Below are 13,938 nucleotides of genomic sequence, written 5' to 3' on the forward strand. Positions count from 1 at the left end.
GCCGGGACGCGCGGGCGGAGCCGGGGGTGGAGGCTTGGGAGGTCACCAATCTGCACACCGTCGCCTCCGCGATCGTGGCGGCGGCGCGGCGGCGGGCGGAGACGCGGGGAAGCCACTGGCGTGAGGACTACCCCGAGCGCGCGGACGGCGCGTGGCGCGGCCACCTCGTGACGCGGCTGACCGGGGACGTCCTGACGACCCGCTATGAACCTCTGGAAGGGAAGCGCTCATGACACCGGAACTCTCGCAGCGACTCCGCGACGCCGGGCTCGATCCACAAGCTGTGGACAACCTCGTCCAGGCGGCGCTGGCCGAGGACGGCGAGGTCGACGTCACCAGCATGCCGATCTTCGCGCCGGACGACACCGCCACCGGCAGCCTCACAGCCCGCGAGGAGGGAGTCGTCGCCGGTGTCCCGGTGGCCTGCGTGGTCTTCGACGCCCTTGAGGTGGCCTACGAGGCGCGCGTAGCGGACGGGGACCGCGTAACCCCCGGGCAGGTCCTCATAGCCGTCAGCGGGCAGACCAGGGCCGTCCTGCGTGCGGAACGGACGGCCCTGAACCTCCTCACCCACCTGTCCGGGATCGCGACCGCCACCCGCAGGTGGGCGGACGCCCTAGAAGGCACGAAGGCCAAAGTCCGCGACACCCGCAAAACCCTCCCCGGCTTGCGCGACCTCCAGAAGTACGCCGTGAAGTGCGGCGGGGGCGTCAACCACCGGATGGGCCTGTACGACGCGGCGCTCATCAAGGACAACCACATCGCAGCGGCCGGAAGCGTCACCAAGGCGTACGAGGCCATCCGCGCCGTGTACCCGTCCCTGCACGTCCAGGTGGAGTGCGACACCCTCGCGCAGGTGGAGGAGGCCCTCGCGGCCGGCGCGACGAGCATCCTGCTGGACAACATGACCGACGCCCAGATGACCGAGGCGGTGCGGCTAGTCGCGGGGCAGGCGGAGGTCGAGGCAAGCGGTGGCCTTACCCTGGACCGGGCCCGAGACGTCGCCGTGACCGGGGTGGACTACCTTGCCGTCGGCGCGCTGACGCACTCGGCGCCCGTCTTCGACATCGGCCTTGACTTCACCTGACCAGCGGGGACCTGATGCTGCTCACCATAGACGTCGGTAACACCCAGACCGTCCTCGGCCTCTTCGAGGGCGACGAGGTGATCGAGCACTGGCGGATCAACACCGATCCGCGGCGCACGGCCGACGAGATCGCGGTCGTCCTGCAGGGCCTCGTCCAGCAGAGCCCGCTGCTCGCCGAGACCGACATCAGCGGCATCGCGCTGTGCTCAACGGTCCCATCCGTCCTGCATGAGATGCGGGAGATGTGCCGCCGCTACTACGGCGACGTGCCCGCCGTGATCGTGGAGCCGGGCGTCAAGACCGGCGTCCCCGTCCGGATGGACAACCCCAAGGAGGTCGGCGCCGACCGCATCGTGAACGCGCTGGCCGCCGTGCACACCCACGGCGGCCCGGCGCTGGTCGTCGACTTCGGCACCGCCACCACCTTCGACGCCGTCTCCGCCAAGGGCGAGTACGTCGGCGGCGCGATCGCCCCCGGCATAGAGATCTCAATAGACGCACTCTCGTCCCGCGGCGCCCAGCTGCACAAGATCGAGCTGGTCAGGCCGCGGAGCGTGATCGCCAAGAACACCGTCGAGGCGCTGCAGTCCGGAATAATCTTCGGGTTCGCCGGCCAGGTGGACGGCATCGTGGAGCGGATGTCCGAGGAGCTCGCCGACGACCCCGCGGAGGTCACGATCATCGCCACCGGCGGTCTCGCGCCCCTCGTGCTGGAGGAGTCGCGCAGCATCGACGTGTTCGAACCGTGGCTCACCCTCATCGGCCTCCGCCTGATCTACGAGCGCAACACCCCGTAGCGGCGCAAGCCGTTCGCGGCGCGTCCGGCGGGCTGGATAGCCTTACCGGGTGAGTGACGAGACCTTCGACGAGCTCCCGGAGCAGATGCGCGTGCGCCGGGAGAAGCTCGACCGGCTCCGCGAGAGCGGGATCGACCCCTATCCGGTGACCTTCCCGCGGACGGCGACGACCGCCGAAATCCGCGCGAAACACCCCGGCCTGGAGCCGGGCACCGAGACGGGCGAGAAGGTCGGCGTCACCGGGCGCGTCATGCTGCTGCGCAACACCGGCAAGCTGTGCTTCGCCACGATCCGGGACGGCTCGGGCGAGATTCAGATCATGCTGTCGCTGGCCAAGGTCGGGCAGGAGCAGCTCGACGCCTGGAAGCGGGACGTCGACCTCGGCGACCACATCGGCGTCGAGGGCGAGGTCATCACGTCCCGCCGCGGCGAGCTGTCGATCATGGCGGACCGGTACGCGATCACCTCGAAGTGCCTGCGGCCGCTGCCGGACAAGCACGCGGGGCTGACCGACCCGGAGGCGCGGGTCCGGCAGCGCTACGTCGACCTCATCGTCAACGACGAGGCCCGGAAGATGGCCCGGCTGCGCAGCGCCACCGTCCGCGCCGTCCGCGACTTCTGGCACGACGAGGGCTACCTAGAGGTCGAGACGCCGATGCTGCAGCCGATCCACGGCGGCGCGGCGGCGCGTCCGTTCAAGACGCACATCAACGCCTACGACATGGACCTCTACCTCCGCATCGCGATCGAGCTGTACCTGAAGCGGCTCGTCGTCGGCGGCATCGAGAAGGTCTTCGAGGTCAACCGGAACTTCCGCAACGAGGGCGCCGACTCCACGCACAACCCCGAGTTCACGATGCTCGAGGCGTACGGGACGTACCTCGACTACAACGACATGGCCGACCTGACCCAGCGGATGTACCAGAACGCGGTGGTCGCGGCCCTGGGCACGACCGTGGTCGTCCACGACGGAACCGAGGTCGACCTCGGCCTGGCGGAGTGGCCGCGGATCACGCTCTACGGGTCGGTGTCGGAGGCGCTGGGCGAGGAGATCACGCCGCACACGCCCATCGAGACCGTCCGGAAGCTCGCGGACGCCAAGGGCGTCTCCTGGGATCCCAAGTGGGGTCAGGGCAAGCTCGTCCAGGAGGTGTTCGAGGAGCTGATCGAGCACACCCTCGTCCAGCCGACGTTCGTGATGGACTTCCCGGTCGAGACGTCCCCGCTGACCCGCCAGCACCGCGAGGAGCCCCTGCTCACCGAGAAGTGGGACCTCATCGGGTTCGGGACGGAGCTCGGCACCGCCTACTCGGAGCTGGTCGACCCGATCGAGCAGCGCCGCCGGCTCACCGAGCAGTCGCTGCTCGCCGCGGGCGGCGACCCGGAGGCGATGCAGCTCGACGAGGACTTCCTGCGCGCCCTGGAGTACGCGATGCCGCCCACGGGCGGGATGGGCGCCGGGATCGACCGGATGATCATGGCGTTCACCGGCAAGGGCATCCGCGAGACGATCCTGTTCCCGCTGGTCAAGCCGGAACAGTGAGCGGGCCGGGCCGGTAGGCCGAGGCGGGCGGGGGAGCGGCGCTAAGCGCTTTCCCGGATCACCAGTTCCGGCCGGAGCACGACCTGCCGGTGCTGGTGGGACTTGCCCTCGCCCATCTCGGCCATGGCGAGTTCGGCGGCCTCCCAGCCGAGCTCGCGGCGCGGCTGCCGGACGGTGGTCAGCGGGACGGCGGCGCTCGCGGCGAGCTCGATGTCGTCGTAGCCGATCACGGCGATGTCCTCCGGGACGCGGACGCCGAGGCGGGTCAGCTCGTTGATCAGGCCGATGGCGAGCAGGTCGTTCGCGCAGAACACGCCGTCGGGCCGCGGCACCATGGTCAGGAGCTGGTGCGCTGCGGCCTGGCCCTCGGTGGGGCTCATCGCGTCCTGGACGAGCATCGGCGGCTTCGCGAAGCCGGCCTCGACGATCGTCCGGGCCGCGCCGTCGCGCCGCTCGACGCACGGCTCCGGCTCGGGCACGCCGGTGACGAAGGCGATCCGCTCGCGGCCGATGCCGAGCAGGTGCGCGGCGGCGATCTCCCCTCCGGCGACGTGGTGGACCTGCGCGGAGCAGACGTCGGGCGTGTGCCGGTCGATCAGCACCACGCTCAGCCCGGCCGTCCGCAGCCCGGAGATGTCCCGGGCGGACAGGCCGACGGGGATGATCAGGACGCCCGCGGCGCGCTGCTCCTCCAGCAGTTCCAGGGAGCGCCGCTCCTTCGCGGCGGAGTAGTCGCTGGAGAGCCACAGGGCGTCGTGGCCGGCCGCGTTGAGCGCCGCCTCGGCCCCCCGGGCGACGTCGGTCGCGTACGGGTTGGTGAGGTCCTCGACGACGACGCCGAACGCGCGGCGCGGTTGGTCGCCGAACTCGCCGGCGGTGCGCTCGGGACCCCTGCGGAGCCGCCTGGCGGACTCGTTCCGGACGAATCCGAGCTCCTCGATCGCGGCGCGGACACGGTCTCGGGTCGCTTCGGCCACGAGGTCTGGCCGGTTTAGGACATTCGAAACGGTCCCAACTGAGACGCCGGCACGTCTCGCGACCTCACGAATACTGGTCTGTGGCAACTCGCTCCTCGTCCCGCTCCGGGGAGTTTCCCCAGGTAGTGGCGTTTTCGTGGCGCGTCGGCGAAAGGCCCGTCACATATGGCGACCAATCGTGTACGCACTGCTTCGAACCGGCGCTTGACGGGCCGGATCCGGCCGCCTAGCGTTCCGAGCCGAAGCGTAGCTTGAAACGATTCACGATCTTCGTCCGCGGCGAGATCTGGCGAGTCCGACGAGAAGGGGCGGGTGCGGATGGCTGGCGATCTCATCCCGACCCCCTCGGCCGGTCAACGAGTGAATCGTCACCCGGAGTTCCCCCGAACGAACCCGCAATCGGCCAGGCGGCCACCTCCGGCCAAGCTCGTGAGACAGCAAAGGAACCCGATGATCTAGTCCGGACGGCTCCGGACCCGGCAACCCAACGCGTGTACAGATCGAGGCCCAACCCGTGCCTGTGCAGCGGACCGGCTGCATCCCCGCGGTCATCACCACGGACGAGGGAGGACGGAGTGGAAACAGCCACACTCGCACGTCGTGGCACCGACGATTTCGGGCTGAGCGACGAGGAGATCCGGTTGCTCGCCCAGATCGCCACCGGTGTCACCGCAGATGTGGCGGCACGGAAGCTGGAGTTGAGCGCGCGGACCTTGCGGCGCCGGTTGCGGACCATCTGCGACCGGCTTGAGGTCAACACCCCTATCGAGGCCGTGGTGTGGGCGGCCCGGAGGCAGCTCATCTAGCAGCGACCCCCCTGACGCTCGCCTGGGGACGGCGAGCGTCGACAGAGAACCAGGTGGCGAGTCGAGCTGAACCCGTCCGACCCCGCAGCGGCGGCGCCGGCGCACTGGCAGGTAGGTCCCTGCAGAAGGCGTCGCCGCGGACGGCGTTCGAAGACCCGCCCATGGTCGACCCACCCCCCGGTGGATCCGCACATGGCTGCCGGGCGGCTCGGTCAGGCGACTCGGACGGCGCCCGCGTAGGGCCGGCCGCCCATCGGAGCGATCTTCACGACATCGCCGGTGCGCGGCGCGTGCAGCATTTTGCCGTCACCGACATATAGCCCCACGTGGTGCAGGTCGGCGTAGAAGAACACGAGGTCGCCCGGCTGGAGCTGGCTCCGGTTGATGTGCGTACCCGCGGTCCACTGGCTGCCGGTGTAGTGCGGCAGGTTGATGCCCACCTGCCTGTAGGCCCACATCACCAGGCCGGAGCAGTCGAAGCTGCTCGGCCCGGCGGCGCCCCACACGTACGGGCGGCCGATCTTGCCCATCGCGGCGCGCAGCGCCTGGGCGGCCTTGCCGTTGCCGACGACGGGAAGCTTGGCGAGCTGGGTCGGGTCCCGCTTGACGAGCTTGCCGCGGACCTTCTCGTACGCCTCGGTGATCTTCTTGCGCTGGTCCTCCAGCTGCGTGCGCAGCTCCTTGACCTGCTTGGCGCGGGACTCGGCGGACTTGCGCGCGCGCTCGGCGGCCTGCATGGCCTGCATCAGCCCGAGGACCTTCGTGCTGTCCTGCTTGGCGAAGTAGCTGAGGGTGGCGGCCTGGTCGAGGACGGCCTGCGGGTCCTGGGAGGCGACGAAGGAGACCGTGGGGTCGGTGCCGCCCTGCATGTAGCTGGTGGCGGCCAGGGTGCTGACCTTCTCCCGGACGACCTGCAGCGCCTTCTGCTGCCGCTTGGCGTTGGCGGCGGCGACCTTGGCGGCGCGTTCGGACTGCGAGAGCCTGACCTTCAGCCCGTTGTACTGCTCGGTCAGCTTCTCCAGGTCGTCGGCGAGCTTGAACGCCTTGGAGCGGAGCTCGCCGGTGGACGGCTCCGGGTCGGCGTGGGCCGCGGGGAGGGTGCCGGGAGCGAACGAGACGGGCGCGGCCGTGATGGCGAAGAGTGCGCCGACGACGGTCGCCGTCCTGGCGGCGAGCCTGGCTCTGCCTCGGCCGCGGGCCGCCTGGCCAGGCGATGTCGCACGGGGAAGCGCTGAGCGGTGGGAGCGTGCCGGTCGTGAAAAGAGAGCGGGGCGCGGGGGCCTCACGGATTCTCCTCTCCTCGTCCGCCTACCGAATCAACCGATGGGTCGGGGCGGGAGTCGCCGTCCGCGGTAGAGCGGAGCGGGGGGCCGGCCGCCGTCCTGCGATCGGTGGGCCGACGTCAGCGGGACCTTAACGGAACCGGCATTGGATGCCAAGTAGAACAGGTGAAATCCCAGGTGGTTCGTGGTGTTCGTGAGGGTGGAGGGGTTCCGCTCCGGCATGGCGTTGTGCTATAGGCCACTTTTTCGGCCAATGGCGCCGCCTACCCAGCCGCTTTCGCCTAGTCACTCGGCCCGCGCGAGGCCGCGCGCCAAGGGGACGCGTACCTGTGGCCAGGTGCGCGTTGGATAATCTCGCCTGTTTGTGGAGGTCGAGATCCGGCGTGCCCGTACCGCCGACGTGCAGGAGATCCGCAGGCTTGTCGATCTGTACGCCGGATCGGGACGGCGCCTGCTGAAGAAGAGCGCGGTGAAGCTGTACGAGGACGTCCAGGAGTTCTGGGTCGCCGAGGAGGTCGAGGACGGGAAACGAGGCCCGGTCATCGCCTGCGGCGCTCTGCACGTGATGTGGGAGGACCTCGCCGAAGTCCGCTCGGTCGCCGTGGACAAGGGCTACGGCGGGCGCGGGATCGGCAACCGCATCGTCGCGCGCCTCCTGGAACAAGCCCGGGAACTCGGCGTGCGAAGGGTGTTCTGTCTTACCTTCGAGGTGGAGTTCTTCGCGCGCCACGGTTTCCAGCAGATCCTTGGGACGCCGGTGTCGCCAGAGGTGTACGAGGAGCTTCTCCGCTCCTACGACGAAGGCGTGGCAGAGTTCTTGGACCTCGATCGGGTCAAGCCCAATACGTTGGGCAACACCCGCATGTTGCTTCGCCTGGAGGACTGACCCAATGAGCGATTCCCCCTACCGCGGGCGGCGACGCCAGCAGCCGCCACAAGGGCACGGTTCCTACGGTCCGCCGCCCCCGTACCAAGGTCCTCAGGGACGGCCCCAGCGCCGGCGGCAACCGCAGCAGCAGCAATGGCAGCAGCCCCAGCAGCAGCAGTGGGGAGAGCAGCCGGCGTACAACCAGACGTACGAGGCGTCCTACGACCAATACGGCGACGTCCACCACGGGGGCTCACACCACGGGGGCGCCCACCACGGGGGCGCCCACCACGGGCCCGGCTACCACTACGAGGACGCCCACGGCGGCGACATGGTCCTGGCCCCGATCGTGCGGCGTGCGGGCGCCCGGCTCATCGACAACGCGCTCGTCGCGGTGTTCGGCTTCGCGCTCGTCCTGCCCGTGACGATCGGCGTGCTCGGCCTGGGCAAGCCGGGCAGCCAGACGGAGGACGAAGGGGGCATCTGGAACTGGCCCATCATCTTCACCCTCTTCGCCGTCCTGTCGGTCCTGCCGTTCCTCTACGAGGCCGTCCAGCTCGCGATGTCGGGACGGACACTGGGCAAGCGCATCATGCACCTTGGTGTCGTCCAGGCGCGCCCTGCGGGCGAACCCATCACCACGACCCAGGCCATATGGCGCGCTGGGATCATCCACGTGGCCTACCAGTTCGGCGTTTTCTTCTTCCTCGCCCTGGCCGTGATGGTGTGGGACTACGCCGCGTACGGAATGGTGCTCGTCTGGGCGGGTGCGCTGATGGCCTACCTGTGGGCCATCTGGGACCAGCCCATGCATCAGGCCCTCCACGACCGGTTCGCCGGGACGCTCGTCATCGACGAGCGGGGCGGCTACGCCGAGTACGACGAGTACGCGGAATAGGCGCCGATGGCGGGGGCACCGCTCGCCGAGCCGGGGCAGCGCCTAGTGGCACGCATCGTCGACACGCTCATCGTCGGCCTGCCCGTCATCTTCGTCGTCCGTGGACTGGTGTCCGGCCCCGCGGTGGACGTCGTCGCTCCACCGGCCGTGGCCGGATGCATGTTGCTGTACGAGTCGATCCAACTCGCGCTCTGGGGCCGGACCCTCGGCAAGCGCTTCGCGGGCATTGAAGTGGTCGTGGTCCTCCCCGCCGTTGACGGCCGTCCCGGCGCGGAGGCCGGCGCCGGAACTCCTCTGGGGGTCCCGCGTGCCGTTCTGCGGGCCGCGGTCTATTCGCTGCCGATCGCGGCGCGCCCGATTCCGGTTCTCGGGCTACTGGCGGGCATCTTCTGGGTGGCGAACGCCGGGCTGATGTTCGAAGGCGACGGCCGTCAAGCGCTCCACGACAGGCTTGCGGGGACGGCCGTGGTAAAACGTCCACCTTCCGATTCCGCGGCCTTCTGAGGCCCTCTCAGGGCTCTGGGTCGCGTGCCGGGGCCCTTGATAACGGCTGATACATGGCGCTCTCGTCCCGTCCTCAGGGCGGACGAGAGCGCCGCGTCGTTCCGGGGCGGGTTTTCGTGGAGACGCCCGGCTCTGTTTCGGTCCGGCTCCGGTTCGGGCGGCGAAAGCCAGGTGGTTCCGGTTACGGCCCCGAATCGGCGCGGGATGTGCCTGTTCCCGGACGTTCCCTCCGCTTTGAGATGTGCATCCGGAACCCGCTCGCCCTTCTCCGCAGGCCCCGGCGACATAGGGGCGAGAGTTGCCGTCCCGATGGGATCGGGTCTCACCGGGAACTGCCTTTAGTTCCCGTGCTCCCAGGCCCTGAGCGGGCCGTGCCGGGCCGGAGCGGGACTCGGGGCGGACGGGAAGGCGCGCGGTCCGGGAGCCGGATTGTGCAGCAATCTCCGGTTTTTGGGGATGGGCGTCTCCAGATGCCTTCCGGCCGCGGCCCGTAGATGGAGACTTCCTCCGGGCAGCTCGCCGCAACTGATTTTCGCCGCCGGCGGGCGCCCGGTTATCCGTCCACATAGGCCGGTGGGAGCGTTGATCACCGGCTGGGCCGGGCGGCGCGGGCACCCGCGCATTCCGGGCAGGGTGTGGTTAGTGTCGTTACGTCAGGTTTAATCGGAGGAGACCGTAGGGGTGGGCCGGGCCTGTTAAGGTCGGCGGCAGGACCTTTTCCGTCTGTGCGTACTCCCGGGCGGCGGCTCCCTCCGAATGCTCGAAGGTCCGCAAACCAGGGCCAATGCGTGGCCGCCCGTGCAGGTCAGCGTGGTGCGCCGTAGCGTCGGTCCAGCCCGGAAACCACATCGGAGCTCCGTGCGGCGCGAAAGAAAACGCGCCGCCCCGTCGGCATGCCCGCCCGCCGTGACCCGGACGTACGGAAACATGAACCGCCGATTACGCCGGGTCACGGGGAACGGGACTTCCCCGTGAGTGCCGGTTCAAGGGCGCGCGCCTGAATTGTCATCACTCGACTTCTCGGATATCTTTGGCGACCGAATGAAGTTTGCTCAAGCCGAAAGGGTCTGTCCCCATGGCACAGAAGGTTCAGGTGCTTCTCGTCGACGACCTCGACGGTGGCGAGGCGGACGAGACCGTAGCGTTCTCGATCGACGGCGCCTCCTACGAGATCGACCTGAGTGACGCCAACGCGACGAAGCTGCGGGATTCTCTTCGGCCGTTCGTGGAGAAGTCACGCAAGGCGGGAAGTTCCACACGCAAGCGCCGGCAGCGCGGCGCGTCCAGCCGCGAGCGCAGTGCCGAGATCCGCGCCTGGGCCAAGAACAATGGCATCAAGGTCAATGAGCGCGGCCGCATCCCCGCCCACGTGATCGAACAGTACGAAGCGGCGAACTGACCCGTTTCAACCGCCGGCGGCCCGTCTCCGTTCAGCCCGAGGCGGGCCGTTCGCTCCGTTCGCTCCCGCCGGCCGTCAGTGTCCGCCGGAAGTTTCACCGCGCCCGGTCGTTGCTCCCGTTCCGGCCGGGCGCCGACTTCCGTCCGCCCGAGTTCTCCCGGACTTCAAGTCGTCCGACGCGCGCCGTTCGGGCGCTTCGCGTCCCCGGAGTTCACTCCGGCGGCGGTTCGCCTCCATCCGCCGTTCGCTTTCGGCGTAGCGGATGAGGGGTTCGCGATCCGCGCCGCGCGGTAAACAGGGCGCGCGGGTGGAACACCACCCCCATTCGGCACTCTCGGCCCGCGCCCTGACCTACCTGCGGAAAGCCCCCGTTCGCTTGGGGCGTAGCGGGAACATGACGCACCGATGCGGTAGTTGGATGAGACTGAACAGCGCTTAGCTGGGGAACGTCTCCTGGTGGGAGTGCACCGGGTGGCCTCCTCGGGGCGGGCTAGCATGCGGAAGGACAGTTCCGGACGTTCCGGACTCTGCCCAACCGCTCTGTGAGGAGCGACGAGATGTTCGAGAGGTTCACCGACCGCGCGCGGCGCGTTGTCGTCCTGGCTCAGGAAGAGGCCAGGATGCTCAACCACAACTACATCGGCACCGAGCACATCCTCCTTGGTCTGATCCACGAGGGTGAGGGTGTTGCTGCCAAGGCCCTGGAGAGCCTGGGGATCAGCCTCGAAGCGGTGCGCCAGCAGGTCGAGGAGATCATCGGCCAGGGACAGCAGGCGCCGTCGGGCCACATCCCGTTCACTCCGCGTGCCAAGAAGGTCCTTGAGCTGTCACTGCGTGAGGCGCTGCAGCTCGGCCACAACTACATCGGCACCGAGCACATCCTGCTGGGACTGATCCGTGAGGGCGAGGGCGTCGCCGCCCAGGTCCTCGTGAAGCTCGGCGCCGACCTGAACCGTGTGCGCCAGCAGGTCATCCAGTTGCTGCACGGTTACCAGGGCAAGGAGCCGGCCGCCTCCGGCGGTCCCTCGGAGTCGGCTCCGTCCACCTCCCTCGTGCTCGACCAGTTCGGCCGCAACCTGACGCAGGCCGCGCGGGAGAGCAAGCTCGACCCGGTCATCGGGCGGGACAAGGAGATCGAGCGGGTCATGCAGGTGCTGTCCCGCCGCACCAAGAACAACCCCGTCCTCGTGGGCGAGCCCGGCGTCGGCAAGACCGCCGTCGTCGAGGGCCTCGCGCAGAAGATCGTCAAGGGCGAGGTGCCCGAGACGCTCAAGGACAAGCAGCTCTACACCCTCGACCTGGGCGCGCTGGTCGCCGGCTCCCGGTACCGCGGTGACTTCGAGGAGCGCCTCAAGAAGGTGCTGAAGGAGATCCGCACCCGCGGCGACATCATCCTGTTCATCGACGAGCTGCACACGCTCGTCGGCGCGGGCGCCGCTGAGGGCGCGATCGACGCCGCCAGCATCCTCAAGCCGATGCTGGCCCGCGGCGAGCTGCAGACCATCGGCGCCACCACGCTGGACGAGTACCGCAAGCACCTGGAGAAGGACGCCGCGCTGGAGCGCCGCTTCCAGCCGATCCAGGTCGCCGAGCCGTCGCTGTCGCACACGATCGAGATCCTCAAGGGCCTGCGGGACCGCTACGAGGCGCACCACCGCGTGTCGATCACCGACAGCGCGCTCGTCGCCGCCGCGCAGCTCGCCGACCGCTACATCAGCGACCGGTTCCTGCCCGACAAGGCGATCGACCTGATCGACGAGGCCGGCTCGCGGATGCGCATCCGCCGGATGACCGCTCCGCCGGACCTGCGCGAGTACGACGAGAAGATCGCCGACGTCCGGCGCGACAAGGAGTCCGCGATCGACGCGCAGGACTTCGAGAAGGCCGCCGCGCTGCGCGACTCCGAGAAGCAGCTCCTCGGCCAGAAGGCGCAGCGGGAGAAGGAGTGGAAGGCCGGCGACATGGACGTCGTCGCCGAGGTCACCGACGAGCTCATCGCCGAGGTCCTCGCCACCGCCACCGGCATCCCGGTCTTCAAGCTGACCGAGGAGGAGAGCACGCGCCTCCTGAACATGGAGGACGAGCTCCACAAGCGGGTCATCGGTCAGGAGGACGCCATAAAGGCGCTCTCGCAGTCGATCCGGCGTACCCGCGCCGGCCTGAAGGACCCCAAGCGCCCCGGCGGCTCGTTCATCTTCGCCGGCCCGTCCGGTGTGGGTAAGACCGAGCTGTCCAAGACGCTGGCGGAGTTCCTGTTCGGCGACGAGGACGCGCTGATCCAGCTCGACATGTCCGAGTTCATGGAGAAGCACACGGTCTCGCGGCTGTTCGGCTCCCCGCCCGGCTACGTCGGGTACGAGGAGGGCGGCCAGCTGACGGAGAAGGTGCGCCGCAAGCCGTTCTCGGTCGTTCTGTTCGACGAGATCGAGAAGGCCCACCAGGACATCTTCAACTCGCTGCTGCAGATCCTGGAGGACGGCCGCCTCACCGACGCGCAGGGCCGTGTCGTGGACTTCAAGAACACCGTCATCATCATGACGACGAACCTGGGGTCCAAGGACATCTCCAAGGGCGTCTCGATGGGCTTCGCCCGGCAGAACGACGAGCAGGGCTCGTACGAGCGGATGAAGGCCAAGGTGTCGGAGGAGCTCAAGCAGCACTTCCGTCCCGAGTTCCTCAACCGCGTCGACGACACGGTCGTCTTCCACCAGCTCACCCCGCGGGAGATCATCCAGATCGTCGACCTGATGATCGCCAAGGTGGACGAGCGGCTGCGCGACCGCGACATGGGCATCGAGCTGCGGCAGGAGGCCAAGGACCTGCTGGCGCTGAAGGGCTACGACCCCGTCCTCGGGGCCCGGCCGCTGCGCCGCACGATCCAGCGGGAGATCGAGGACAGCCTGTCCGAGAAGATCCTGTTCAGCGAGCTCAAGCCCGGCCAGATCGTGATCGTCGGCACGGAGGGCTTCGACCCCGAGAACGCGGAGGCGACGGCGGAGGCCGCCAAGTTCACGTTCAAGGGCGTCCCGAAGCCGGACACCGTCCCCGACAGCCCGCCGCCCATCGAGGGCGCGGTCAACTTCAACAAGGACTGACGTCCACGCAGAAGGGCCCGCACCGGTTCACCCCGGGGCGGGCCCTTCCGCATCCCCAGACCCCGCCGCCCATGGCCCGCCGGCGGCTTGCGGCCTTGAGGACGGCTGCGGCGGTGGGGCGGCGGCGCACTTATCCACAACCTGTGAGTAGCACGAACTCCGTCGTACCCGCCTCGTAGTGTTCGAACATGCGATCGAATGAACCGGCGGCCACAAATAACGCCCGCGGAAGCACGAAAGTCACCGAGTCGTTCCTGCGAGACGTCCGGGCCCGCGCCCCCGCCCGCCTCCCGATCTTCCGCTCCAACCTGCAGGGCGAACTCCTCGCACGCCTCCTCCTCGGGCCGGAACGCGAACTGTCGATGCTCGACCTGGCCGTGATGCTCCGCGTCGACCTCGCCTCGGTGATGCGCGAAGTGGAGCGGCTGGCGCGCGCCGAGATCCTGACCCTCCGCCGCACCCTGGCCGGCCGCCTGGCCGCCCGGAACACCGGAAGCCCCCTGTACGAGCCGCTCACCCGCCTCCTGATGCTGACCTTCGGCCCGGCCGCCGTAGTGGCGGAAGAGTTCGGAGGCCTCCGGTACGTGAACGCCGTGTACCTGTTCGGCCCCTGGGCAGCGCGCTACAACGGCACCCCGGGCGACCAACCCAGCGACGTCGAGGTACTCGTCATCGGCGACC

At 69.0% G+C, this 13,938-nt stretch carries 12 protein-coding genes and 1 pseudogene; 11 read left to right on the plus strand and 2 right to left on the minus strand.

The window, feature by feature from the left end:
- From E1200_RS22740 to lysX, 4 genes and pseudogenes are all read left to right on the plus strand, one after another.
- Positions 1-233: pseudogene (locus tag E1200_RS22740) on the plus strand (hypothetical protein); the annotation flags it as partial.
- Complete coding sequence (nadC, locus tag E1200_RS22745) at positions 230-1,087, plus strand: carboxylating nicotinate-nucleotide diphosphorylase (protein WP_131954091.1); 858 nt, start codon at positions 230-232, stop codon at positions 1,085-1,087. The pseudogene E1200_RS22740 and the gene nadC, both read left to right, overlap by 4 nt.
- Positions 1,088-1,101: 14 nt before the next feature.
- Positions 1,102-1,884, plus strand: a complete 783-nt coding sequence (locus E1200_RS22750) for a type III pantothenate kinase (protein ID WP_131954092.1) — start codon at positions 1,102-1,104, stop codon at positions 1,882-1,884.
- Positions 1,885-1,933: 49 nt separating this feature from the next.
- Positions 1,934-3,427 (plus strand): bifunctional lysylphosphatidylglycerol synthetase/lysine--tRNA ligase LysX, encoded by a 1,494-nt coding sequence (lysX, locus tag E1200_RS22755; protein ID WP_131954093.1) that lies wholly within the window; start codon positions 1,934-1,936, stop codon positions 3,425-3,427.
- Positions 3,428-3,468: 41 nt separating this feature from the next.
- On the opposite strand, the gene E1200_RS22760 is transcribed toward lysX, so the two are convergent.
- A complete protein-coding gene (locus tag E1200_RS22760; RefSeq protein WP_131954094.1) occupies positions 3,469-4,491 on the minus strand; it encodes a LacI family DNA-binding transcriptional regulator in 1,023 nt (340 codons plus the stop codon).
- A gap of 488 nt (positions 4,492-4,979) precedes the next feature.
- On the opposite strand from E1200_RS22760, the gene E1200_RS22765 reads away from it, so the two are divergent.
- A complete protein-coding gene (locus E1200_RS22765) occupies positions 4,980-5,210 on the plus strand; it encodes a LuxR C-terminal-related transcriptional regulator (RefSeq protein WP_131954095.1) in 231 nt (76 codons plus the stop codon).
- Positions 5,211-5,422: 212 nt separating this feature from the next.
- Here E1200_RS22765 and E1200_RS22770 read toward each other — a convergent pair whose 3' ends face one another.
- On the minus strand, positions 5,423-6,496 hold the full coding sequence (locus E1200_RS22770; protein ID WP_243708758.1) for an NlpC/P60 family protein: 1,074 nt from the start codon (positions 6,494-6,496) through the stop codon (positions 5,423-5,425).
- Positions 6,497-6,851: 355 nt separating this feature from the next.
- Here E1200_RS22770 and E1200_RS22775 point away from each other — a divergent pair, with 355 nt between their 5' ends.
- The 6 genes from E1200_RS22775 to E1200_RS22800 all read left to right on the plus strand — a co-directional run.
- Entirely contained in the window at positions 6,852-7,379 is a 528-nt protein-coding gene (locus E1200_RS22775) for an amino-acid N-acetyltransferase (protein WP_131954096.1), read from the plus strand.
- A 4-nt stretch (positions 7,380-7,383) separates the two neighbouring features.
- Positions 7,384-8,259, plus strand: a complete 876-nt coding sequence (locus E1200_RS22780) for an RDD family protein (protein WP_131954097.1) — start codon at positions 7,384-7,386, stop codon at positions 8,257-8,259.
- Positions 8,260-8,265: 6 nt separating this feature from the next.
- Entirely contained in the window at positions 8,266-8,763 is a 498-nt protein-coding gene (locus tag E1200_RS22785) for an RDD family protein (RefSeq protein ID WP_131954098.1), read from the plus strand.
- 1,075 nt (positions 8,764-9,838) lie between these two features.
- Positions 9,839-10,162, plus strand: coding sequence for an Lsr2 family protein (locus E1200_RS22790; RefSeq protein ID WP_131954099.1), 324 nt, complete (start codon positions 9,839-9,841; stop codon positions 10,160-10,162).
- Between the two features lie 557 nt (positions 10,163-10,719).
- Positions 10,720-13,257 (plus strand): ATP-dependent Clp protease ATP-binding subunit, encoded by a 2,538-nt coding sequence (locus E1200_RS22795; protein ID WP_131954100.1) that lies wholly within the window; start codon positions 10,720-10,722, stop codon positions 13,255-13,257.
- Between the two features lie 188 nt (positions 13,258-13,445).
- Positions 13,446-13,938, plus strand: a 493-nt coding sequence (locus E1200_RS22800) for a hypothetical protein (protein WP_131954101.1), incomplete at its 3' end; no start/stop codon positions are given.

It is taken from the genome of Actinomadura sp. GC306 (genome assembly GCF_004348665.1).
Classification (GTDB): domain Bacteria; phylum Actinomycetota; class Actinomycetes; order Streptosporangiales; family Streptosporangiaceae; genus Spirillospora.